At 39.2% G+C, this 23,538-nt stretch carries 19 protein-coding genes; 4 read left to right on the forward strand and 15 right to left on the reverse strand.

Annotated elements, in window-relative coordinates; all coding sequences use genetic code 11:
- Positions 1 to 46: 46 nt before the first annotated feature.
- Together HH219_RS11475 and HH219_RS11480 are read left to right on the forward strand one after the other, a co-directional pair.
- Entirely contained in the window at positions 47 to 3,214 is a 3,168-nt protein-coding gene (locus HH219_RS11475) for a DEAD/DEAH box helicase (protein WP_169327531.1), read from the forward strand.
- A 22-nt stretch (positions 3,215 to 3,236) separates the two neighbouring features.
- The gene (locus tag HH219_RS11480) at positions 3,237 to 4,664 is read left to right on the forward strand and encodes a hypothetical protein (protein WP_169327532.1); all 1,428 of its coding nucleotides are present in this window, start codon (positions 3,237 to 3,239) and stop codon (positions 4,662 to 4,664) included.
- A gap of 199 nt (positions 4,665 to 4,863) precedes the next feature.
- On the opposite strand, the gene HH219_RS11485 is transcribed toward HH219_RS11480, so the two are convergent.
- The 8 genes from HH219_RS11485 to HH219_RS11520 all read right to left on the reverse strand — a co-directional run bounded on the left by HH219_RS11485 (position 4,864) and on the right by HH219_RS11520 (position 13,838).
- The gene (locus HH219_RS11485) at positions 4,864 to 5,262 is read right to left on the reverse strand and encodes a hypothetical protein (protein WP_169327533.1); all 399 of its coding nucleotides are present in this window, start codon (positions 5,260 to 5,262) and stop codon (positions 4,864 to 4,866) included.
- 76 nt (positions 5,263 to 5,338) lie between these two features.
- Positions 5,339 to 5,665, reverse strand: coding sequence for a hypothetical protein (locus HH219_RS11490; protein WP_169327534.1), 327 nt, complete (start codon positions 5,663 to 5,665; stop codon positions 5,339 to 5,341).
- A gap of 39 nt (positions 5,666 to 5,704) precedes the next feature.
- Positions 5,705 to 7,549, reverse strand: coding sequence for a hypothetical protein (locus tag HH219_RS11495; RefSeq protein ID WP_169327535.1), 1,845 nt, complete (start codon positions 7,547 to 7,549; stop codon positions 5,705 to 5,707).
- Positions 7,550 to 8,024: 475 nt separating this feature from the next.
- On the reverse strand, positions 8,025 to 9,164 hold the full coding sequence (locus HH219_RS21790) for an HNH endonuclease (RefSeq protein WP_211842114.1): 1,140 nt from the start codon (positions 9,162 to 9,164) through the stop codon (positions 8,025 to 8,027).
- Complete coding sequence (locus HH219_RS11505) at positions 9,164 to 9,868, reverse strand: OmpA family protein (RefSeq protein ID WP_169327536.1); 705 nt, start codon at positions 9,866 to 9,868, stop codon at positions 9,164 to 9,166. The genes HH219_RS21790 and HH219_RS11505 overlap by 1 nt, the downstream gene beginning before the upstream one ends.
- Positions 9,868 to 11,634 carry a MotA/TolQ/ExbB proton channel family protein gene (locus HH219_RS11510; RefSeq protein ID WP_169327537.1) on the reverse strand — a complete coding sequence of 589 codons (1,767 nt, stop codon included), beginning with the start codon at positions 11,632 to 11,634 and terminating at the stop codon, positions 9,868 to 9,870. Before HH219_RS11510 ends, HH219_RS11505 begins: the two co-directional genes overlap by 1 nt.
- Before the next feature lie 498 nt (positions 11,635 to 12,132).
- Entirely contained in the window at positions 12,133 to 13,239 is a 1,107-nt protein-coding gene (locus HH219_RS11515; protein ID WP_249118508.1) for an HNH endonuclease, read from the reverse strand.
- A gap of 5 nt (positions 13,240 to 13,244) precedes the next feature.
- Positions 13,245 to 13,838: a class I SAM-dependent methyltransferase gene (locus HH219_RS11520; RefSeq protein WP_169327538.1), complete on the reverse strand. Its 594-nt coding sequence runs from the start codon at positions 13,836 to 13,838 to the stop codon at positions 13,245 to 13,247.
- Positions 13,839 to 14,644: 806 nt separating this feature from the next.
- Between HH219_RS11520 and HH219_RS11525 the strand changes: the two genes are divergently transcribed.
- A complete protein-coding gene (locus HH219_RS11525; RefSeq protein ID WP_064435551.1) occupies positions 14,645 to 15,598 on the forward strand; it encodes a calcium/sodium antiporter in 954 nt (317 codons plus the stop codon).
- A gap of 168 nt (positions 15,599 to 15,766) precedes the next feature.
- Here the strand turns inward: HH219_RS11525 and HH219_RS11530 are convergent, their stop codons facing one another.
- Both HH219_RS11530 and HH219_RS11535 read right to left on the reverse strand, forming a co-directional pair.
- Positions 15,767 to 16,258, reverse strand: a complete 492-nt coding sequence (locus HH219_RS11530) for a DUF417 family protein (protein WP_054204003.1) — start codon at positions 16,256 to 16,258, stop codon at positions 15,767 to 15,769.
- Between the two features lie 261 nt (positions 16,259 to 16,519).
- On the reverse strand, positions 16,520 to 17,077 hold the full coding sequence (locus HH219_RS11535) for a helix-turn-helix domain-containing protein (protein WP_054204002.1): 558 nt from the start codon (positions 17,075 to 17,077) through the stop codon (positions 16,520 to 16,522).
- A 1,481-nt stretch (positions 17,078 to 18,558) separates the two neighbouring features.
- Between HH219_RS11535 and HH219_RS11540 the strand changes: the two genes are divergently transcribed.
- The gene (locus HH219_RS11540) at positions 18,559 to 19,446 is read left to right on the forward strand and encodes a tetratricopeptide repeat protein (RefSeq protein ID WP_064435553.1); all 888 of its coding nucleotides are present in this window, start codon (positions 18,559 to 18,561) and stop codon (positions 19,444 to 19,446) included.
- On the opposite strand, the gene HH219_RS11545 is transcribed toward HH219_RS11540, so the two are convergent.
- The 5 genes from HH219_RS11545 to HH219_RS11565 all read right to left on the reverse strand — a co-directional run bounded on the left by HH219_RS11545 (position 19,443) and on the right by HH219_RS11565 (position 23,509).
- Positions 19,443 to 19,763 (reverse strand): hypothetical protein, encoded by a 321-nt coding sequence (locus tag HH219_RS11545; RefSeq protein WP_054204000.1) that lies wholly within the window; start codon positions 19,761 to 19,763, stop codon positions 19,443 to 19,445. The genes HH219_RS11540 and HH219_RS11545 overlap by 4 nt on opposite strands.
- A 19-nt stretch (positions 19,764 to 19,782) precedes the next feature.
- Positions 19,783 to 20,526, reverse strand: a complete 744-nt coding sequence (locus HH219_RS11550) for a nuclear transport factor 2 family protein (protein WP_054203999.1) — start codon at positions 20,524 to 20,526, stop codon at positions 19,783 to 19,785.
- A 94-nt stretch (positions 20,527 to 20,620) separates the two neighbouring features.
- Positions 20,621 to 21,361: a ferredoxin--NADP reductase gene (locus HH219_RS11555; RefSeq protein ID WP_169327539.1), complete on the reverse strand. Its 741-nt coding sequence runs from the start codon at positions 21,359 to 21,361 to the stop codon at positions 20,621 to 20,623.
- A gap of 214 nt (positions 21,362 to 21,575) precedes the next feature.
- Complete coding sequence (deoD, locus tag HH219_RS11560; protein ID WP_054203997.1) at positions 21,576 to 22,277, reverse strand: purine-nucleoside phosphorylase; 702 nt, start codon at positions 22,275 to 22,277, stop codon at positions 21,576 to 21,578.
- Entirely contained in the window at positions 22,277 to 23,509 is a 1,233-nt protein-coding gene (locus tag HH219_RS11565) for a phosphopentomutase (protein ID WP_169327540.1), read from the reverse strand. The genes deoD and HH219_RS11565 overlap by 1 nt, the downstream gene beginning before the upstream one ends.
- Positions 23,510 to 23,538 lie beyond the last annotated feature (29 nt).

A 23,538-nucleotide genomic window follows, 5' to 3' on the forward strand; every position in this document is an offset into this window, starting at 1 on the left:
TTGCATTTTTTAGTAAACTGAATGCTCGCAAACAGGGAGCGATTTAATGCAACAGATTGGTATTTACGAGCAGTTAATTACACAAGTAATTGAGCAAAATTTAAATCGCGATCAATTTTACGTGGGTGAGCGCCAACTAGAATCGGCTGAGGCTGCAACGTGGCTTTCGCGCTTTTTAGGCAAGCTTGTTGAACATGCAATTGATGCTATCCCAAATTCAGACGAGCGTTTGCAGGAGCAAATAAACCTAGCAAACAGCCTAGTGCTGTGGCTTAAAGAGCATATCCGCGATGATGAGCTGATCAACGAAAATCTTATCGACAGCCAAGGCCGCATCCTTACCGCATTGTTTAATACTCAAAATCCCATTGCTGCAAATCTTAAAGATTACTCCAAAGATATATTCCCGCTAACAGGGCTTACCCAAAGCGAATTATTTAGCGGCGCGAATGCGGGGATCTCACTCGAAACCGAGCTAAAGCGTGAAATAAAATCTGCCGATACGATTTACTGGCTTGTCTCATTTATAAAATGGACGGGGCTGCGCATATTTAAAAATGAACTGGAAGCGTTTACCAAGAGTGGCAATAAACTCAAAGTAATTACCACCTCGTACATGGGTGCAACAGATGCTAAAGCGGTTGAGTTTTTAGCAAACTTGCCAAATACCGAGGTAAAGCTGAGTTACAACAATCAGCAAGAGCGCTTACACGCAAAATCTTACTTGTTTATGCGTAATACGGGTTTTCATACCGGTTATATTGGCTCGTCTAATTTATCGCATTCGGCGCTTACCAGCGGCCTTGAGTGGAACTTAAAAATTACCGCGCAAGAAATTCCGCACATCATAGCTAAAACCAAAAGTACCTTTGAAACCTATTGGCAGTCGCCAGATTTCGAGCTGTTTACTGGCAAAGCTAAATGTAAAGAAAAACTCATAAATTCACTTAATGAGCAACGCGGTGTTGGCCAAGCAAGCAGCCAGTTTTATTTTGATATAACACCAAAAACGCACCAGCTCGCTATTTTAGAAAAACTAAGCGTTGAACGTAGCGTGCATAACCGCTTTAAAAATTTAGTGGTTGCTGCAACGGGCACGGGTAAAACCATTATATCGGCGTTCGACTTTAAAACCGTTTACGATAAAAACCCAAACGCACACTTTTTGTTTGTTGCCCACCGCGAAGAAATACTCAAACAAGCGCAAAGTGCTTACCGTGGTGTGCTTAAAAATAATGACTTTGGTGAGCTCTGGGTGGGTAACTACAAACCGCAGCGTTACAACCAATTATTTGCGTCAATCCAAACACTGAATAGCCAAATTGAATCGCTTAATTTAACGCATGATTACTACGACTTCATAGTAATAGACGAAGTACATCACGTAAGCGCTGCAAGTTATCGCGCTATTTTAAGTTACTTTACACCCACAATATTACTTGGCTTAACCGCAACACCAGAGCGACAAGATGGCGCAAATATACTCGATGATTTTTGCGGCGTAATAGCCGCTGAAATTCGCTTGCCAGAAGCAATAAATCAACGCCATTTATGCCCATTTCAATACTTTGGACTAGATGACGATATCGACCTAAGTCAAATAACATGGCGAGGTGGCCGTTACGATATCAGCGAGCTAAGTAACCTTTATACAGGGGAAAACAGCCGCGCTAACAAAATTATATACAGCCTTGCTGATATAGTAACTAATGTTCACAGCATTAAAGCGCTAGCATTTTGCGTTAGCCAAAAACACGCAGAGTTTATGGCGTCTAAATTTAACTTAGCGGGCATAAACGCCGATGTGCTAACTAGCAAAAATACTAATGAGCGCGCGGCCAAACAGCAAGCACTGCGCCAAGGCGAAATACAAATACTTTGCGTGGTTGATATTTTTAACGAAGGTGTCGATATTCCAGAAGTCGATACCCTGCTATTTTTACGCCCAACTGAAAGCCTAACACTGTTTTTACAGCAACTCGGCCGTGGCCTTCGCTTACCTGATAATAGCTTTTCTTTAAGTAGATCAAAGCAGTGCTGTACTGTACTCGACTTTGTCGGTAATGCCCGTCCTGAATACGACTTTGCCAGTAAATTCCGCGCATTGATTGGTAAAAGCAACCAGCCAATAAAAACCGAGATTGAAAACAACTTCCCGCACTTACCACTGGGTTGCCGTATAGAGCTACAAAAGCGCACGCAAAAAACAATTTTAAAAAATATTCAGCAAGCTATAAACTCTAAACGCCGTTTACAGCAGCTTATAAATAGCTACTCGCAACACACCAATGACGCCCTTACGCTCAGTAACTTTTTACGCATAAATCCGCAAGTCACGCTGGAAGATATTTACAAACCAAAAGACGGCAAGATAGGTGGCTGGCACTGGCTAAAAGGTGATGAAATACCCGCAGACCAAGCCGATATTTCTGCCGCGTATTACCGCGCTATCAACACCCAGTTACTCGGCTGCGACTCGCTCAGTTACTTATGCTTTTTACGTGATTTATGTAACAACGATTTTAACTTTACCCCAACGCCACAAAATCAACAGTACGCGCTTATGGCGCATTACAACTTTTGGGATAGCACAGGCACAAGTTTAAGTTTTAAAACGCTTGAGCAAAGCTTACAAGCACTAAAACACCAAGAGTTACAGTACGAACTTACTCAAGTGATAGCGCTTTTAATAAACCGCATTCACCAGCAAGAAAGCGATTTAGCATGTTTACCCAATCATGCAATAAAATTACACAGCCGCTACACGCGCCAGCAAATACTCGCAGCATTTGGCGCTCACACATTTGAGCAAAAGTCATCTGCTCGTGAGGGTGTTCTTGTATTTAACGACCAAAACCTTGAGCTACTATTCGTCACTCTCAATAAATGTGAGAAAACCTACTCGCCCACCACGCTGTATCACGACTACGCAATTAGCCCTACTCTGTTCCACTGGCAAACGCAAAACAGCGCCCGCCCTGAACACGGCCGTGGCCTTAGTTATATTGAGCATCAAAAAACAGGCAAAACCATCCTGCTATTTGTGCGCGAACAAGGCAAAGACGAAAACGGCCGAACTATGGGATTTGTAAACTACGGCGAAGTTAAATACCAAAGCCACAACGGCAGTCAGCCGATGAATATAACGTGGGAGTTAACCAACCCCATGCCAAGTGAAATGTGGCATGAGGCTGGGAAATTGGCAGTTGGGTGATAATTTAAAATAAGGATGTTTGATGAGCCATAACTATAAAATGACGAGGGCATACAATGAGCAAAACTGGATCACGAGTATTGATGATGTTCAAAGAGGCCTAAAATGTAATTGTACTTGCATTGATTGCGGATCACAGTTAATTGCCAAAAAAGGAGCTGTACAAGCAAACCATTTCGCCCATGCTCCAGATGATCAAAAAGCAAAACACTGTAAATGGAGCTACGAAACAGAGCTTCACTTGTTAGCCAAAGAAGTACTCAACAACAATAAAAAGCTAACAATACCAATTGGTAACTTTGATCCTTATAACTTTACACTTATTTTTGATAATGTTGATATTGAAACTCCCATTGATAATTCAAAACGAATTCCTGACGTGATTGGTTATTCAAAGGGTGAGCAAATTTTAATTGAAATAGCAGTATCACATTTCTGCGGGACTGAGAAAACTAGTGAATATAGAAGGCTAAATAAAAACGCTATCGAGTTCGACTTTAGTAATTTCGTTCCTACCTCTGAAGTAATAACATTAGAAGAAGTGAGTGACTTATTTGAAAACTCAAATGCAAAATGGCTGAGTATTGCTCCTGCTGGATTTATAGGTGAGCTATGTCATGCACATGAACGTCAATCAATTAAAGATTTAATGTTTGAAAGAAGGGAGTTTTTAAATAGATACGAACAAGAAAAGACAAGTTTAAATGCAGCCGTAACGTTTCTCAAAGAGCAATTACGAGATTTATCATATACCAAAAATAATCTTGAGGTGATTGTAAAAAACGACGAAGATAAAATTCGTAGTGCTTATAGAAAAGAATATAAAGGGCTTGTAGAAAATATTAAATATGCGTCACAAAAACTAGCTCAGATAAATGAAAACATAGCGTCCAGATCAAATCTTAAAAATGAAATAGATGAGTATGAAGCTAGACTAAGAAGCGAACTGAATTTTAAAAACCAAGATTTAATAAATAAGAATAAAAAACTACTAGAAGATATTAATCAATTAAACAGTGTTAAAAATTTTACCATTAAAGAAAATAAAGAAAGTGCTATTAAGGCTTTTCAAAAAGAAAAAAAGTTATTAGTTGAACAATTTAATAAAAGCCTAGAGAGTGAAGTCAGTGAACTTTCTTTTAGGAAGTTAAAATTAGAATCCGAAATAGTGCAGTTATATGAAGACAGAGATGCAGTTCAATTGCTAGTAAATGAAAAAGAGTTGCTACTAGAATCAATCACAGTACAAAAATACGAAATCGAGAGTGAAAGAGAGCGATTAGAATTACTAGAAAAAAGCATCATAAAACAAAATCGGCTTTATCTAAATGCAGCAAAAAATATTGAAAGAATTACGCCTGACTTAAAAGAGCTAACTAGAAAAGGAGGAATTCCTTGGCCATTCACACATGATTTAGTTAATGAGCTGAGTAAAGAAATTAAGCCATAGACCTTTTAAAGTTTAGGCTCTTAAATAAAAAAGTCAGCTTTTGTATCTACTAACTAAACTATAGATTTGTATGCTACGGTGAGGTTAAATACCGAAGCCACAACGACACTCAGCCGATGAGTATTACGTGGGAATGAACCAACCCCATGCCAAGTGAAATGTGGCATGAGGCTGGAAAATTGGCGGTTGGGTGAGATATTCAATCATAAACCGGAACAGCATCTTCAGAATGGCCTTGTAGTATCGCATTAATAACCGCTTTAACCGTTGCCCAGAATGAGTAACCCAGCAGAAAAATACATACAACTAGCATTGAATTAATATCTAACGAACTAAAGTTGTTAAAATAAACTACATCGCCAAAAAACTGCTGAATATATACTCCTTTCAAAATAGCGGCTGAAGTAGTTGCGGCTAAGCCATAAGTTATTGCCGCAAAAGCTGAATCTGCAAAAATACCGAAGTGCTTATAGATCAAACCTGAATAATTTATCTTATTATTTTTTTCTGCCAAATAATGAATAAAAAAGGAAATCGATACTAATATCCATATTGATAAATTCAACTCTTTCCACTCTAACACTTGCCTAATACTCACGTTTATCAGCTTTTTATTTGAAATATAAAAGAACGAGAAACAGAATAGTAATATCATTACAAATAGAAGCCCAAAGTTAATTCTTTTGTACATGTCTACTCCGGTTAAAATTCGCAACTTTTAATTTATCTTCTTCATCAGAGTTATTACCAAGTAACCCTCCTATTAATCCTCCTATTAATACGCCTGGCACTCCTCCCAAAACCCCAATTACGCCACCAAGGGCCATGGCTGGAGCAGTTTTACTATCAATTTCTGCTTGTACATTCTCAACGAAGTATATTTTATTTTGTACTTTAAATTTTTCCGACCCTAAAACCTTTACCAGCTGTTCTCTATCTTTTGCAGTTTGTTGCAAATACACTTTTTCTCCGGTGTCCAAATCTTTTACATATAACTTCATAAAACCTCATAAAAAGTAATAAATATCTATTATTCAATATTATATATTCTTCGCTATCAATTCAGCTTTTAGCAACCCCCCCTTGGTCAGTAACTTAGGCGCGAAACTAGGGTTACGCTTTGACTTATAAGCATCAAGTATTAACTTAAGACCATGTGCTTCGAGTAGTGAAATGTTTACTTCTGTATCCATTTCAGCAGACTCTATAAAATCATCTGAGAAGCTGGGGGCAATTATCAATACTTGTGCTACGCGTTTACCCTGATTTTCTGCGCGGGTTACATAGGCTTTTACTTGGCGAGACGTTGTTGAATATTTGGCAAAGTCACCATTTTTACAGGTTTTTGCTTCGCCAATAATTATGTCGTTATCACTGAGTGAAATTACGATATCGGCTTTATCTTTAGTGGTGTTTAAGTCTTTTCGGAGATCTTCATCAATATTAAGTTCTAATATTTCAAAAATAGCTTTTGTGACTTCTTCAAACTTAACGCCAATGTCAGCCTCGGTTACATCTGCTCCAGCCTCTCTTAGTGCATTAATATCGCGGCGTGCTAGTGCGTCGTAATTTTCAATCAACTTATCTGTCGCATTAGCAAAGCTCTCTAAGATAGCAAAGCGCGGGTTACCACGTTTAGATAAGCCCATGCTGTCACGAACTTCTTTTACTTCGTCATTTGAGAGTAAATATAAAATATCATGTGGTGTAATACTCAAAGCTCGAAGCTTTTCAGTGTCAATCACTTCGTTCGCTTCGAGTTCAAACGCTTCTTTTAGCACAGCTTGCATTGTTGGGAAGTGTTCTTCTAATGTTTTTAGAAGCTGTTTAAAACCGCTTGCACTTAGAGAATCAAACTCTTTTTCTGTTGCACCTGATAGCGATGACAATATTAAACCAATACGCTCATCTAAAGTTGTGCCTAGTTTTTCGGTATCAATTTCTAAATCTTGGATCAGTTGTTTTAATCGTTCTTTACGCTGGTTTTGATTATCTTCAACGTTATGAACATCATCAGACAATAGTTTTGCAGCGCTAATACCTGAATGAATAATTGTTTGAATTTTATCAGTTCGGCTTACGCCTCGAATCTTACGGCCATGAGCTTTAAGTGCATTGGAAAGCTCTGCATCAGTACAGGTTCTTAATATCCTTAGAACATATTTATCGGCAAGGTCTTTTCCTTGAATTTCATTCAGTAAGGTAACTATTTCATCAGGAATAAATACCTCTTGGCGCTTTTTACTGATAAATACTAATCCTATATCCCTTAGGCTATTTAAAGCATCTAGCACACCATTCTTAGGAATAACATCAACTAAATGCTCAACAGCAGCACATTCATCTGTAGTGAGATTTAACTCATCTGCAAGCACATTAAGAATACTGCGTTCATCATCGGTAACTTTGGCATCACGGTTATTTTTTTCGTCATTAAAATATGCTTCTTTCATACAAGCGTGATAGATTTTTAGTGCTCGATTTCTTTCTAAAAAACTCTCACTAGAGCCTTGATGAATACACTCTTTTAATTCTTTTGAAAGCGTAGATAGCTCAGCCCACTCTTTTTCATAGAGCGACTCAATCCAGCTTATTCTGGCAACTCCGTTGCCGTCACGACTTAAAATATTAACCAATAAGTTAAGCTGAGCAGTACTCATTAAAATCTGTTCTTTTACAGATACTTTAAAAAATTCGCGAACTGTATTAAATAACTGAGTTATTTCGCTGCCTGAAGCATTTTTGATTTGGCCGTCAATATTATCGATTGTTTTGGCTAAAGTTTTATTATTTTTAGCAGCATCAGAACAAAGACGATCGAGGCATGAAATGAATTTAGATTTTTCGACTTGGTTAACAATTGATAAAACTTGGTTGAGTTTCATTTAGTAGAGTCCTTTCTTATTATGTGGTTACTAACGTAACAGTTAATTATTATTGCGGCAACAAATGTTCATTTTGTATTCAGGTTTGAATGAAATAAAACAGTAAACCAGTAATTGATTACACCAATCTACCAACACACTCCAACTCCCCGTGATCACACCCGAAAGTTATTAATTGATGAGTAATCACTTGCATGGATGCAAGTTAAGCCGTGACTTCGCCATGGATGGCGAATACACGGCGTTTACGTTCACATCAATTTTTAACTTGAGGACACAGTGTGATCCTCGGGTGCGCCGAGAGAGTCCAGAGAGAGGTCGGCGGCAGCCGCCCTTTGGTTGCCATCGCCAACGCGATAAAACCTCGAATAGAGGTTATTAAATCCCGCTCCCAAAACCATGTAAAAATCACGGCTAAAGTCAGTTCCTTCAAAACAAATTTAAAAGCTTCACGCTAAACAAACCTATATGTTATTTAGCGTATCATTTGTTGCATACTGGCAAAATTATTAAGGCAATCACTCGCTAAATAAACCGTCCAGCCCTGTGTCCTCAGAAGTTGTATTTGATCTTTTTCAATAACTACTGCGAACTTTTTTCTCGGCCATGCTAAGTCAATAGAAACAAAGTTGTCTCCATTCCTTACACTGATACCTAACTCGGGAGAAGGTAAATTGTACTTTTTGCATTTGAGTAACAAACCTTCGAGTGCTGAGTCTGCGTAAAGCAATACCTCTTGATAATCACTACAATCGAATTTGCCTTGCTCTTTTCTAAGTTGATTAATGAGCAGGCGATCATCATGAAGGACATGCATATGGTCGTGATTAGGCTGCTTAGAATGGCAATCTGCGCATAAAGCTTTTAAGTTATTTAATGAATTATCTGTTTTTACGCAATTAATATGATGGGTGTGTAACAGTTTTTTATACCTAGTTAGCACTACACCACATTGCTCACAAGTATAGTTTTGCTGCTGCCGATACCTTTCAGATATTTTGTCCCAATCTTGAGTATAACTACCAATCGTTTTTGATCGCATGGGATAGTGTTTAAAATAAGAGCTATAAGTACTAAACAGCTCTGAAAGTTTAAGCTCTAAAAACACCTTTTGCTTGGCATCACCTTTGAGATCAGCGTAACCTTTGTAATTTAAAACCCTTAAGCAGTTTTTGCATACACCGAGCTCTGCTTTACTTTCAATCCACTCTCCTCGATAATGCTGTCGACCGGCTACCGGATAGCTACCGCTAATATCGTTAGTAACTTGGTAACGATCAAAGAAACCCTTATTTCTCATATCTTCAATTGTACCGCACTCTGCAACGTGTAAACGACGAGCTTCTTTTATCTTGCCATTTTTTATGACTTCTTCTATGTTACTCCTTTGCTCTGGGATATAGAGCATTATTTGTCGTCCTTTATAAGACAAAAGACTATTAATATTCTCAATTTCAGAAAGCTGTAAATCTTCACCTAATACCAAGCCTTCGCCTAACCCGCTGTCTATTGCGCTTAATTGACTAAGGGTAGAGTCGAGCTTAGTTTGCTTATTCGACGCCCCCATTTTTATGGCTGCAGATTGCAGAGTATTGAAATCTATTTCAAGCTTCATTACTCTTGTGCCTCTAAAATACGCTTAATCTGTATGTGGGCGTTTGTAATAGCTCTGAAACTTACACGTCTTGATCTCTCTGTATCTTCAATGCCTTGCTCAGTCATAATTAAGCGTGATGATGAAAATCCAACCGCTGCGATATTACGTTTTATCCATGGTGTTTCTTCTGGCACAAGTGAATATAAATAAGAAAGTACAGAACGAGTTCTGCCTTGTGAAAGTCTCATATTTTTGAAGTAAGCCTCTTCATCGCTACTGTCCTTATTCCACTCACTGCTGGTATGCCCTTCAATTCGAACTTCGTCAATAGAACTTCTAAATGGTTTAAGTACCTTTAAATAACGCGGGAAAAAATCATCTAGAATACCTGCAAAAGCAGGTTTAATATCAATATCACCATTATCAAATAAAACATCTGGTGATTTAAAATTAAAAGCCAAAGTTTCCCTATCTATTTCAGCACCCCATTTTTCTAAATCTTCATCAAACTCTTTTATCAAAGACTCATATATAGCGACTTGTTTCTCTTGGTAGGCAACAGCTATACTTTTAATTTTTTCATTTTCTTTCATTGTGTGGCGCATAAAAACAATGGCAATAAACAAAAACACCATCATCAGCCCAGCCATTAAATCTGAAATGGATAACCAATGCTCCCCACCTTCCTCTGACTGTTTACGTTTACCAAAAATATGCTCCATTAAACCGTTGCTCCTTGTTCAACGACTTTTCTCATTTGTTGTGTTAGCACTTGATAATCCTCAGCAAATTTACCAGAAATTTGACCTAAGGAATTAGCCATAAGCTGTAATGCACGAGTTAGCTCCTCTTGCATTGATTGGTCAATCATTTTTAATTGGTGCTCTACAGTTTCATGTGTTTTCGTTAATTGTTGTTTAGCCGACTCTTCAATGGCTATAAAAGTACGTTGAGTTTGCTGCATTTGTTCTTGAGCCGCTTGCTCAATTACGCGCTTTATTTGCTCTCTTACTTCTGAATTTGTTGATAAGAAAATATCTCTAGCTTGTTTAGTATCTTGAGATAATTCACTGTTTGCATCTTTGAAAGTAGTGCTCATTGTGCGCGCTTCAACGACAATCTTCTCAATAAGATCTCTCATGTTATTATTTAAATCTGAAACAGTATCTGAAATATGCTGTTTCATCTTATCGCTACCATCTGCTAAATAATCAGAGCTAGATTGCAAACTTTCATTTGTTCTTGAAGCATTGTTAGTAAACTCAGTACTAGCTAAATCTAATGCTTTACCCATGTTTTCAGAGCTATTTATTAGCTTATTACCTACTGCATCGATACCTTGCTCAGTAGTATTCACAAATTTATCCAACAAAGCTTCTGAGCTTGCAATATGCTTGTTAATGTACTCATCAGAGTGGGTTAATAAAGACGTGTAATGTGTACTTGCAGCTTCTACTGCAGCACCGATATCTTTTACTGTATTCTCAACATGTTGTTGTATTTGAGGTACTGCTTCAACAGCTTTATCGCGCATTTTCTCAAATGCCTGTAAATGCCTTTCAAGCTCAGCTAATTGATGCTGGTTTACTTCCATAACTTCAGTCAAGGTATCCATTGACTGAGGAATAGACTTAGCATGTTCATTAATGCTTGCCACTGATCCTTCCGTTTTAACAATAGCTTCTACACCATGACTATATTGAGCTTTCATTTCTTCAAGTTGAATGCGATAGTTTTCTTGCCACTCAACTAATTTAAAAACTGCCTCATTTAGGTCTTGAAAGTTTTTGCCAAATTGTTCGGTAAGCTTTTGATTAAAATCAGCTATTACATTATTTAAGGCTGCAATAATTTCTTCTGTTGCGGATTTAGATAACGTATCGGCAAAATCTTGTAATTTAATCCAAAGCTTGTCAGCAAATTCATCTTGTTTTTCAAGCTTCTTGTTGAACTGTTCGACGCTAAGGTTATGTGCTTTTTCTGAATTATCATTTACATTCAAGCGCAATAACTTTAACTGGCTTAGGAGTGTACCTTCTTCACTACCAGTAATGGCTGCTTTTAGGTCACTAGTGGCATTTTCCTGAGCTTTTATTGCAGCTAAAATGTTTTCAGGCGTGGCCTCTTCATTACTTATTAGTTCTTCATTTATAAAAGTAGTTGTTTGTAATACCTTAAATACAATTGATAGCATCAAGCCAATGAGACTAGTTATAAATGCAGTTTTCAAACCAAGTAATAATTCAGTTATACTTTCATCTATCTTTGTATGATCAAAGTAGAACAAGCCAATTACAATGCCTAAAAATGTACCGAATATACCTGCCGTTGTTAAAAGTGTCGGCACATAATTTACAAAAGGAGTATTATTATTTTTTTTTGCTTGATTATATCCAATGCAAAAAATAAGAAATAACACAGCTGTAAAAATTAAAGTTAATACTCCGGTAGAAGATGAAATAAAAAACTGCAATACATTTGAAAACACTATCTTTAATCCTTTTTAGGCAAGTTAAATAATTTTATTAATAGAACACATTTAAAAATTTTTATATGATTGAAAAATAGGCTTATTTACAAATTCAATCTACCAACACACTCCAATTCCCCTTGATCACACCCGAAAGTTATAAATTGATGAGTAATCACTTGCATGGATGCAAGTTAAGCCGTGACTTCGCCATGGACGGCGAATACACGGCGCTTACGTTCACATCAATTTTTAATTTGAGGACACAGTGTGATCCTCGGGGCGCCGTGGGGTTCCAAGGGGCGGACGGCGGTATTCGCCCCTTGGTTGCCGCCAGCAATCTGGCAAAAACCTCGAATAGAGGTTTTTAATCCCTTTTCCATAACAGAACCATGTAATTAAAAACATTGACGCGCTAAAGCACGACCTACAAATTAAAAAGCGCGATATAAAATCGAGCCTACGGCACGACCTACAATTTAAAAACAGCGCTTTTCGCGCGAGCAAGCTTCATGCTTACGCGTCATACCTTGGCTTTTCTTCTGCCACTAAATCAAGCTCGGCATTTGATTGCTCTTTGCTATGCAGATATAACCCCATACCAGCGGCGTGTTCAAAACTGTCTTTCGCTAACCACAACTTCGCGCTGTTCGCTTGTGCTACCTGATACGCCCAATCACTTACCGAGCGTGACTTGTCCGCATCACAATTAAAGTAATTACTGAGTTCTCGGGTTAAATGCTGGCTATTTATTACTAAGTTTTGTTCTTGCCAGCGTTCGCGGTGCAACTGCGCGGCTAAAAAGTCGCGTTTGCTGTTATTACACGTACTGTGCGCGGCCACAAAGTTGTGGCCTAAGTCGTTCGCATAGCGGGCAAACGGTATAAAATGATCAACCTCCGTTTTACTATTCAACGGCTTTTGGCAATAAAAGCAATTGCCGTGTTGTAGCTCGATTAACACAGGTTTAGCTTTACTCAGTGCGTTACGATCAAAGCCAAATAAAAAGTCGTGCAGTTGGCTTTGTGGGCCTATTAATGCTTGGTTATGTTTAATACTTTGAATTTTTTGCAGCCACGCGTTTTTAGCCAAGTACACCACCAAATCATAAAAGCGCCTAAAACAACTGGCGATGCCCGCATTTAAGGTAATGTATTGTGTGCTGTTGGTATGCGGGTATAAAAAGCATTCGGCTTGTTTTGCTAATATTTGCAAACGCCACAGCGGGCCACTTTTAAGTGTGGCCATTGCCGCGTTAAATGTTGGCTTATACAAAGGGCTTTGTTTTAATGCGCGTAAATTACGAATGTTGTTTTGTTGACACTCATACAGCACCGATATCACTTTAGATTGCGCGCCACTGTTTTGCTTTAGTAAGGCGCTTTCGCCTGTTTGATCTGACGCAAACGGTACGGCATGGTGCCAATAAAGCTCAATAAGTTTGTCGGCCAAGGTGGCTAACTCTATTTTTAGTGCTGCTTGCTCGGATTCAAGCGGCTGCTCTACACATACATCGGCCAACGCGTGCAGTAATGCAAATTTATAGGTTGCACTAAAATCACCTTCAATCAGCATGCGTTGAATATAAGCAATAAAGTCGAGTTGCTGCTGCATGGCTTTCATAAACTTTAAGGCTCTTTTCGTATTATGGCGTTAAGCCATTGTTCGTGACCGCGCTCTGTACGTTGATCGCCAGTGATCCATTGTTTACTTATGCAAAGCGATGGCTGTGCGCTAATAATGTGTTGTAGGCCATGCTCAGTTAAATCTGTAAACTCGCGGCCATTGTGTATTCGCTCTGTATCACCATATTTAAACGACACATACAAAATACCATTGGCTTTTAAGGCCGTTGCGAGCTTGGTAAATACCGTTGAAAGTTCGTTCTTTGGCACATGTAACAGGCTTGCACAACACCAAATACCATCATAAATATTGGTGTCATCAATTTGCATAAAGGTTTTATGAATAACAGGTTGAGCAATATAGTTAGTGGCAAATTCAACAAGCTCTTTGCTTGCGTCTATTGCGGTAACGGTAAGACCCTGCTCTATAAAGTGTTTTGTATCGCGGCCAGTGCCACAGCCGGCATCTAAAATAAGCGCATGTTTGGGGAGTAAAGGTGTAAATTCAGCATACAACGCAGACATATCTACATTTACCGACGAGGCTATAAAATCTTTGCTGTGCTGATTGTAATAGTCGATGCTGTTAACTGACATTGCTCTACCGCTCCATGGCAAAAATCAATACAAAAGAATGAGTTACTGAGTGTTTTTTAGTATAAAAATTAATGTACCTGAATAACCACTAAAAATATAGGCTTTTACGACTAATAGATTAATTACTTTAACCTAGCGAGTGAAGCCTGTTCCTACGATATGGGGTAGATTAATGGTAGGAGCGAGCTTTAGCCGCGATTGTTACTTTTGGTATTTATTGTCGCGCTAAAGCACGACCTACAATTTAAAAGCGCGAGGTAAACTCCCGCCTACGAATTGGGTTTGTGAGTTAACGTTATTTTTGCGAGCGCAAACCATCACGGCTAAAGCCTGTTCCTACGGTATGCGGTAGATTAATGGTAGGAGCGAGCTTTAACCGCGATTGTTACTTTTGGTATTTATTTTCGCGCTAAAGCACGACCAATTTAAAAGCGCGGGGTAAACTCCCGCTTACGGGTAAACCATCACGGCTGAAGCCTGTTCCTACGATATGGGGTAGATTAATGGTAGGAGCGAGCTTTAGCCGCGATTGTTACTTTTGGTATTTATTGTCGCGCTAAAGCACGACCTACGGTTTAAAAGCGCGAGGTAAACTCACGCCTACGGTAAACCATCACGGCTGAAGCCTGTTCCTACGATAAGAGGTAGATTAATGGTAGGAGCGAGCTTTAGCTGCGATTGTTACTTTTGGTATTTATCTTCGCGCTAAAGCACGACCTACGGTTTCATTGAATCACAACTATAATTAATGGCGTATATTTTAAAAGCAGGTCATACTCCGCCATCATCTTTTATTATTAACATTTATGACTAATTTACTCTTTTTGTTATTCGGTATTGCTTTACTTACACTCGGTGGTGAGGCGCTAATTCGTAGCTCTTTGGCGGCGGCGAAGCGTTTTGGGCTGTCGCCTTTGTTAAGCGGTTTAATTATTGTTGGCTTTGGTACGTCGGCACCAGAGCTTGTGGTATCGATTGATGCGGCTATGAGTCACCAAGCAGATATTGCAGTGGGTAATGTGGTGGGCAGTAATATTGGTAATATTCTGCTTATTTTAGGTTTATGTGCGGTTATAACGCCGCTAACTATTTCGGCGTTGGCGCTAAAGCGTGATGCATCGGTTATGTTGGCGTCGTCTGTTATTTTTAGTGTGTTGGCGTTTAATCACTTTATTAGTTTTTTTGATGGTTTGCTACTTCTCGCCATGCTGTTTATTTACCTTATTTACACTTACAAAACTGAAAAGCAGCAGCAATCTGCGCAGGCGTTGTTGCATGTAGATGAAGCAAACGAAGTAACAGTATTACCACAATCTTTGCTCGTTAGCAGTGCGATGCTGATTGCCGGTTTGGCGCTATTGATTGTTGGCTCTAAAGTATTGTTGATTGGTGCAATTGGTGTAGCGCAAGCATTTGGTATATCTGAGGGTGTAATTGGCTTAACCGTTGTGGCTGTTGGTACGTCGTTACCTGAGTTAACTGTGTCGGTTATTGCGGCGTTGCGTAAACATGCCGATGTGGCTGTGGGTAACATTTTAGGCAGTAACATTTTTAATATGCTAGGTATTTTAGGTGTGTCGGCGCTGTTGCAACCTTTACCATTAAGCTCGCGTATTATGCATTTTGATCAGTGGGTTTTGTTAGCTACTTCGCTACTTTTAGTGGCCTTTTTATATACTGGCCGTCGTGTTGGTCGCGGTGAAGGCGCTATATTACTGTTAGGTTATTGCGCCTATTTGGCTGTGACCGTTAACTTATAAACCACTGTGACCACAATTGTTACTACTGGTATTTATTTTCGCGCTAAAGCGTGACCGACAGTTACAACAAGCACGAGATCAACTCCGGCTTAAAGTTGATCTCGTATTGTTTATATAATGAAAAAAGGCCCTTTTGGGCCTTTGGGTACATCACTACCCTTTAGGAAATTACGCTGATTTAGCGACTAATGCTTTTAAACTGTTCCCTACAACAAATAACGAAGCAGCAAATAAGCCTATGTCTTTAAGTAAAAACTCACCTACAAAACTTAGTACCGGGAAACCGGCATCGGTAGTTATACCTGGTAGAAATACCATCATGCTAATGGTGACTATAAATAGCGCCATAGACAATAAACCACCGACAACTGAAAGCGCTGGATTTACAAAACGGCCAATAAATAATAAGCCGATTATAATTTCGAGGCTGCCTAAAAAGTTCACTAAGCCTTGTTTTGAAAAAATGGCGTACATCCATGATACCAATGGGTTATTGGCAATCATGCCGTACATGCCTTCGGCTTGCCCAGCGCTAAACTTGATCCCGCCAAACCAAATATAAATAACGCCTAGGGTAATATAAATTAATGGTAGGCCTGCTTTTTCGAGCTTGTTGCCTAAAGTTGTTAATGTATTTAATTGAGTTGATGTAAAGGTCATAACTAGCTCCACTGTATTTTGTGAGTTAAACAAACCTACTAGTAGGTAGGTTTGTTGGTTAAAATTTTTTGCATTACTTCAATTGCATTATGTTACTAGTGCAATTTTAGCGCCTGATAGCAAGCGCAATAACAAGGTAAAAATTCTGAAATATAACTGTTCTTGGCAATTGCTCCTGCATTGCTCTACTCTCTAAATCCATGTAGTTGTATATAAATAATTTTTAACACGGTTACTTTGGTGTTAATTTCCCATTGTAAATCAGACAATTAACATATTTATACAGGCATCACAGGTTTGCTTAAACAAATCTTGATGCTGACGTCGGTTTAACATTAGTGCGCCTTTTATAGCACAACAAATAATAACCGCCTGCTGATAAGGCGTTGCCTTAAATTTAAATTCACCTGATTGCGCACCAAGTTCTAAAATGCGCGCGAGTATTTGTAACTCTAGATCAGCGAGCTTATTCACCTGTTTTTGCAGTGGCTCACTCATTAGCTGCAAATCAGTTTGCATGGCATAAATGCCGCACATTTGTTGTTGCTGTACGCAACTTTCAAATATATTAAAGTAGCCTTGCAATTGCTCTGCTGCGTGCTTTTTAGCTTTCAGTTGCGAGTCTAACTGTGCTAATGCGTCACATTTTTGTAAACAATACGCGATACCCAAATCAGCTTTAGCCGGAAAGTGATGATGAATACTGGCTTTAGTAATACCCAATGTTTTTGATAAATCTGCATAGCTGAAGCCATTAAAGCCATTGAGTTGAATTAACTCGTCCGCATGATGCAAAATAGTTGTATATGTTGTGTTCATGCAGCAATACTACCTACCAGTAGGTAGGTTTGCAAGCTGTTTTTTAACCATTTTATAAAATAAGATCATTATGATCTTTTAAGATCTTGTTGTTTATACTTAAATTTAAATAATATTATTAATAACACGTAAGTTTGGCGTCTTTAGTTACCCTGTCATCAGATTTTTATTACTGCAATGTGCTCATTTAATGTAAATATTTTGATTGTTAATTGAGCTGCACATTAGACTTATGACTTTTGTGGCATTTATTTTCGCGCTAAAGCACGACCTACGGTTTAAAAGCGCGAGGTGAACTCACGCCTACGGGCAAACCATTACGGCTGAAGCCTGTTCCTACGATATGGGTAAATTGCAGGTAGGAGCGAGCTTTAGCCGCGATTGTTGTCAACAGTTGTTACTTTTGGTATTTATTGTCGCGCTAAAGCACGACCTACGGTTTCATTGAATCACAACAATTACCACCAAACGCGAGGTGAACTCACGCCTACGGGCAAACCATCACGGCTGAAGCCTGTTCCTACGATGTGAGGTAAATTTATGGTAGGAGCGAGCTTTTTGGTATTTATTGTCGCGCTAAAGCACGACCTACGGTTTCATTGAATCACAACAATTACCACCAAACGCGAGGTGAACTCACGCCTACGGTAAACCATCACGGCTGAAACCTGTTCCTACGATATGGGGTAAATTGCAGGTAGGAGCGAGCTTTAGCCGCGATTGTTGTCAACAGTTGTTACTTTTGGTATTTATTATCGCGCTAAAGCACGACCTACGGTTTCATTGAATCACAACAATTACCACCAAACGCGAGGTGAACTCCCGCCTACGGGCAAACCATTACGGCTGAAGCCTGTTCCTACGATAAGGAGTAGATTAATGGTAGGAGCGAGCTTTAGCCGCGATTGTTGTCAACAGTTGTTACTTTTGGTATTTATTTTCGCGCTAAAGCACGACCTACGGTTTCATTGAATCACAACACTTGGGTATATAATTTAAATATGATCTTATTGGTTTGTTACCCCGTAATGGTATGTGAAGGGTTTAAAAGTGGCTATTTATATAGCGCACAATGGAGTACACCTTCACCATAACTACTATACCCAAACTACCTTAGGGTATTAGTAAAGTGCCACTAAGGTAGTTTGGGTATTGATTCAGATATTCATTAGCACAGATCAAAGCGCATTGTTAAGCCCAATGCGCTTTTTCTGTTTCTGGCACAGCAGATCGTCATTGGTAATGCTGTATTTATCAAAGGCTCACAGAACCCTATGAGACTATTAAGTAGTTGTTCAGATAAATTTGGTTATTATGCCCACTCACTCCTGTTAATACCCCTGACGACAATTTGTTGTTTAAGCAATTTTACCAGTTCTTTTTAGAGCTGGTTTTTTTTGCCTGTGTTTTGCCTAGTTACAACTAAGTAGTCATGGTACAGTTCGCTTTTAAGCACTTAAATTTATCTACTAGGCATTACTATGCGTCATTATTTTTTACTTGTTCCACTTTTTTTTGTTACCTTATTGTCGTTTCAGATACATGCTGAACAATCTCGTCCAGCGCCAAGCGAGCAACAGCAAGAACAAGCCTTAGCGCAAGTACAAGAACCTATGTATAAACCACTTATGGAACGCTATATTCTTGATGAGCTTAAAGCTGTACGCCAAGATCAACAAAAACTGCGTGAAGATGTCACTAAACAAGTAACTCACGCACAGTTAGATACCGCCGATAGAGCAATAACGTACACAACTGACACCATAAATAATGTATTTTTTATTATTACTGCCACTGCATCTATTTTGGTATTAGTGGGTTGGAACTCATTACGTGATGTAAAAAACAAAGTTGAAGATATTGTAAATACGCGTGTAAGTGTGATCACTAATGAATACGAAGCACGTCTAAACACGTTTGAAGAAAAACTACGTGAACGCTCAGAAGAAATTTTAAGTAACCAGGAAAAAATATCAGTCACAAATGAAGTCCACTCATTATGGATGCGCGCAAATCTAGAAAGCGATGTAGCCAATAAAATAGAGATATTCGACGAAATTTTAAATCGTAAACCTGAAGATGTTGAAGCAATAGCCTACAAGGCCGACGCATTATTAGAGCTTAATGAAACAGCACAAGCAATTGAGTTATGCAACCAAGCACTGGATATAGACAGTGACTACGGCTATGCCTATTGGCAACGTGCGTGTGCGTATGCGTTAACCCACAAACATGCCGATGCATTAGCAGATATTAAAATGTCGTTAGAGTACTCACCTAACTTACGTAATGAATTACTTCATGAAAGTGCATTCGCAAGTTTACATGATAACGCCAGCTTTAATGCTATTTTGGCAGGTGATGTTTAACGCTCAAAAAAGCGATCTATGGCTTGAGTGAGCAGCTCGTCGAGTTGCTCTTCAAACTCATCGATACAAGTATCAAAGCGTGCAAGATAAACTTGTGCATGCTGTTGCGATAATAAACGCCCATTAATACTGTATTGTCTTTCTGCTTTACTTTTATCTAATCGTGCAGTGAACTGATACAAAGCATAATAAGGCGAGCTAATATTCTGATTCGCATAATTGCAAAAACCTTCAATGTGATCTATTCCTTGCGGACCTAAACAACCAGGCTCAACACGATAAAGTAACTGAATTTTTTTATCATCACTAATTTGCATACCTTTCTCTCTTAAACCGTTACTTGAAAAATAACACTTTAGTTATTTTACCGTTTTCAACTTGATAACTAGAAACAAATTCAGCGCGCTTATCAACAACTTTAGGGTCGCTTGAGCAGGTTTCTGATAGCTCATGATCAATAACTATATTGCCATGAACAATACGCTTAATTGGCGATGACTGAATACATTTAAGTTTTTTAAACATAATACCGTAACGAGCAATCAGTTTTTCTTTTCCTTTAAAGAGTAGCTCATTTGGGAAAACATAAAACTCGACATTTTCATCATACAAATTTACAAATGCATCAATATTACGTGCGTTGTACGCTTTAAGTAATTGCTCAACAACAGCGAGTGACTCGCGAGACTGTTTAGCTTTTGCTTGCTGCTTTTGGGTTAATGCATCTTTTGCTTGCGCTACGACTTGCTCTGCATACGCGACTGCAGCGGCTTTTTCTTGTTTATTTTTTGGTATTTCTGCTGGCTTTGACACTTCACTACCCAGTACTTTGGTTGTATCTGCATCTTGTTCAGTGGTTGTTGCCGTTGTTTGCTCAACCTTTGTGATCTGTGAAGGGTTATTTGGCGTCAGAGTAATCACCGCTGGGCCATCTTGAGAAGCGCCATTCATTGCTTCTGTCACTGCTTTTTTAGTATCAACGTGCTTTTTTTGCTGTTGGGCTTGAGCTGCGTTTACTTCTTGGTTTGCAAATGATGACCATGAAAGTAAAAAAATTAATACAAAGAATAACGATTTCATACAGTTCCTGACTAATTTAAGAAGGTTTAAAATAACAAAGTTTATCCTTTCATGATAGTTCTTTAACACTTAAAGCCGTGAGTAGTAACACACTCTACCAGTACTGCTCCACTGTGATTTGCCCAGGTTCTCGTCGGCGATTACGAGAGTAGCCTTGCTCGATTAATAATGCGCTGGTGTCTTTCACCATTTGCGGATTTCCACAAATCATAAATTGGCTGTTTTGCGAGCAAGTGGTGTTTTGGCTGTGTTTAAATAAACTCCCATCAATGATTTTATCTGTAATGCGCCCATTTAAGCCGATAATTGCCTGCTCTCGACTTACCACAGGTACATAATGCAGCCGCGTATACTGTTGCTGTAGCTGATTGATCTTTTTCTGGTAACTTAAATCTGCATTCAACCGCACGCCATGCACTAACGTTATTTGCTTAAACTTCTGCCATACATCAGCTTGATCTAAAATAGATAAAAATGGCCCGATTGCGGTGCCAGTGCTGAGCATAAACAGTTGTTCACTAGCAGGGATTTCATCAATAGTAAAAAAGCCACTGGCGCGGCTTTCGATCAACACTGTATCACCTGGAGTAAGTTTAGCTAATTGTTGTGATAACAAACCATCCATCACATTAATAAGGTAAAACTCTAAGTCGTTTGAATTTGGCGCATTAACATAAGAGTAAGCTCTAGCAATACGTTTGTCGTCTATCATCATTGATAGCTTTGTAAATTGCCCCGCTTTAAATGGCTCAACATTTGCATTAACAATTAAGCTAAATAATGTGTCAGTCCACCAAACAACCTCTTTTACACTCGCCTCAATCCAATTAGACACAATGTATACTCCTTAAAAAATATTTCATACCCCACTTAACAGTGGCAAAGGAACAAAGGGGTGTCAATGATCGAGCAGCTTTAAGCGATAAGTTTTAAGCTCAACAATAAAAAAAGCCGCCTAGGGTTGCTAGGCGGCTTTGGGAGGTTAGTCTCACTGTATTTGGGCGTGTCTCCAAACGAGTGAATACGTTACCAAGGAACTGTTATATAGCTTAGATTGACTCTAGGGCTATTTTAACCATTTCGTTAAAAGTGCTTTGACGCTCTTCACTTGGGGTTGCTTCACCTGTGATCACGTGGTCACTTACGGTAAATAATGCCATGGCTTTTGCGCCATACTCTGCTGCAACGCCATACAAACCCGCGGTTTCCATATCTACGGCTAACATACCTAATTTATCAAGCTCTTGATAAAAGGTGTTGTCAGCTTGATAGAAAGTATCGGTTGTGAATACGTTTCCTACTTTTGCTTTAATGCCTAATTCTTTTGCTGCGTTAACGCCGCTTAATAGTAAGTCAAAGTCAGCAATTGCTGAAAAATCATAACCACGAACACGGGCACGGTTTACATTTGAATCTGTGCTGGCACCTTGTGCAAAAATAACGTCGCGGATTTTAATATCACTACCAATACCACCACAAGTGCCAATACGAATAAGGTTTTTAACGCCATAACTTACGATTAACTCGCGAGCATAAATCGACATCGATGGAATACCCATCCCTGAACCCATAATGCTGACAGGCTTACCTTTGTATGTGCCGGTAAAACCGTACATATTACGAACACCCGTTACTTTAACGGCATCATCAAGAAAATTTTCAGCAATATATTGCGCACGTAATGGATCGCCTGGCATTAGCACTGTTTGTGCAAAATCACCGTTATTAGCGTCGATATGTGGAGTACTCATTATTCTTTTCCTTTTACTTTTGGTGCAGTTAGCTTGTCAATAAAGCCATCACCATATTCAAGTGCAGGTAAGTTAAACCACTGGGCAAGTGTTTGACCTATGTCTGCAAAACTAGCACGTTCACCAAGAGGGGTATTTTCAAGTCCTACTTGATAAGCAAGTACAGGCACATATTCACGGGTGTGCTCAGAGCCCGGAAATGTAGGATCGCATCCATGATCTGCTGTAATAACTAATACGTCATCCGCTTTTAGCTGATTAAGTATCGTTGGTAAATAATCGTCAAATTCTTTTAATGCCTTTGCATACCCAACAGGGTTGCGGCGATGACCAAACTTTTCATCAAAATCAACAAGATTAGTAAAAATCAAACTGTGCTCAGGCGCTGTTGCCATTACTTCAGTTGTTTTTTCTAACAAGTTTTGTAAGCCTGGGGCTTTATGTTTTTGGGTAATACCTTGATGCGCATAAATATCTGAAATTTTACCTATGCTAATCACTTCACCACCGTCTTGCGCCAGTTTATCTAGCAAAGTCGGTGCTGGCGGTAATACTGAGTAGTCACGACGGTTACCTGTTCTGGCAAAGTCTTGACTATTGGAACCCAAAAATGGCCGCGCAATAACTCGTCCTATATTCATTTCATCAAGCAGCGCCCGTGTGATTTCGCAAACCTGATAAAGCTTCTCTAGTCCGAATGATTCTTCATGCGCGGCTATTTGAAACACGCTGTCAGCTGAGGTGTAACAGATTGGTTTACCTGTTTTTACGTGCTCTTCACCTAGCTGTTCTAAAATGGTTGTTCCCGATGCATGGCAATTGCCTAAAATGCCAGGAATACCGGTACGAGCAATTAGCTCGTCAATTAATTCTTGTGGAAAGCTCGGCTGCGTTTTAGGGAAATACCCCCAATCAAATAACACCGGCACACCGGCCATTTCCCAATGTCCAGATGGTGTGTCTTTGCCGCTTGAAAGCTCTTTTGCATAACCCCATGCACCAATTGGTGTTTGGCGGTCACTTATTAAGCATGGCTCGTTACCTGCCGCTTCACATGCGTCTACTAATCCTAATAACGATAAATTAGGCAGTGACAGCTTTTCGCCGGTCTCTTCAAAGTATGCTTTAAGCAAATGTGCAAATGTGTTTGCACCAATATCACCAAATTTATCTGCGTCTGGTGCTGCACCTATGCCTAGGCTATCTGCCATTAAAATAATTGCTCTTGCCATGCTTACCTCGTCTTTCCAATATGGCTACT

This window comes from Pseudoalteromonas sp. NEC-BIFX-2020_015 (assembly GCF_012952265.1).
GTDB classification, from domain to species: domain Bacteria; phylum Pseudomonadota; class Gammaproteobacteria; order Enterobacterales; family Alteromonadaceae; genus Pseudoalteromonas; species Pseudoalteromonas neustonica.

Bases quoted from the DNA above. Each gene is read 5' to 3' on its own strand.
- HH219_RS11475 (WP_169327531.1), top strand. From the start codon at position 47: ATGCAACAGATTGGTATTTACGAGCAGTTAATTACACAAGTAATTGAG.
- HH219_RS11480 (WP_169327532.1), top strand. From the start codon at position 3,237: ATGAGCCATAACTATAAAATGACGAGGGCATACAATGAGCAAAACTGG.
- HH219_RS11490 (WP_169327534.1), bottom strand. From the start codon at position 5,665: ATGAAGTTATATGTAAAAGATTTGGACACCGGAGAAAAAGTGTATTTG.
- HH219_RS11495 (WP_169327535.1), bottom strand. From the start codon at position 7,549: ATGAAACTCAACCAAGTTTTATCAATTGTTAACCAAGTCGAAAAATCT.
- HH219_RS21790 (WP_211842114.1), bottom strand. From the start codon at position 9,164: ATGAAGCTTGAAATAGATTTCAATACTCTGCAATCTGCAGCCATAAAA.
- HH219_RS11505 (WP_169327536.1), bottom strand. From the start codon at position 9,868: ATGGAGCATATTTTTGGTAAACGTAAACAGTCAGAGGAAGGTGGGGAG.
- HH219_RS11515 (WP_249118508.1), bottom strand. From the start codon at position 13,239: ATGAAAGCCATGCAGCAGCAACTCGACTTTATTGCTTATATTCAACGC.
- HH219_RS11520 (WP_169327538.1), bottom strand. From the start codon at position 13,838: ATGTCAGTTAACAGCATCGACTATTACAATCAGCACAGCAAAGATTTT.
- HH219_RS11525 (WP_064435551.1), top strand. From the start codon at position 14,645: ATGACTAATTTACTCTTTTTGTTATTCGGTATTGCTTTACTTACACTC.
- HH219_RS11530 (WP_054204003.1), bottom strand. From the start codon at position 16,258: ATGACCTTTACATCAACTCAATTAAATACATTAACAACTTTAGGCAAC.
- HH219_RS11535 (WP_054204002.1), bottom strand. From the start codon at position 17,077: ATGAACACAACATATACAACTATTTTGCATCATGCGGACGAGTTAATT.
- HH219_RS11540 (WP_064435553.1), top strand. From the start codon at position 18,559: ATGCGTCATTATTTTTTACTTGTTCCACTTTTTTTTGTTACCTTATTG.
- HH219_RS11545 (WP_054204000.1), bottom strand. From the start codon at position 19,763: ATGCAAATTAGTGATGATAAAAAAATTCAGTTACTTTATCGTGTTGAG.
- HH219_RS11550 (WP_054203999.1), bottom strand. From the start codon at position 20,526: ATGAAATCGTTATTCTTTGTATTAATTTTTTTACTTTCATGGTCATCA.
- deoD (WP_054203997.1), bottom strand. From the start codon at position 22,277: ATGAGTACTCCACATATCGACGCTAATAACGGTGATTTTGCACAAACA.
- HH219_RS11565 (WP_169327540.1), bottom strand. From the start codon at position 23,509: ATGGCAAGAGCAATTATTTTAATGGCAGATAGCCTAGGCATAGGTGCA.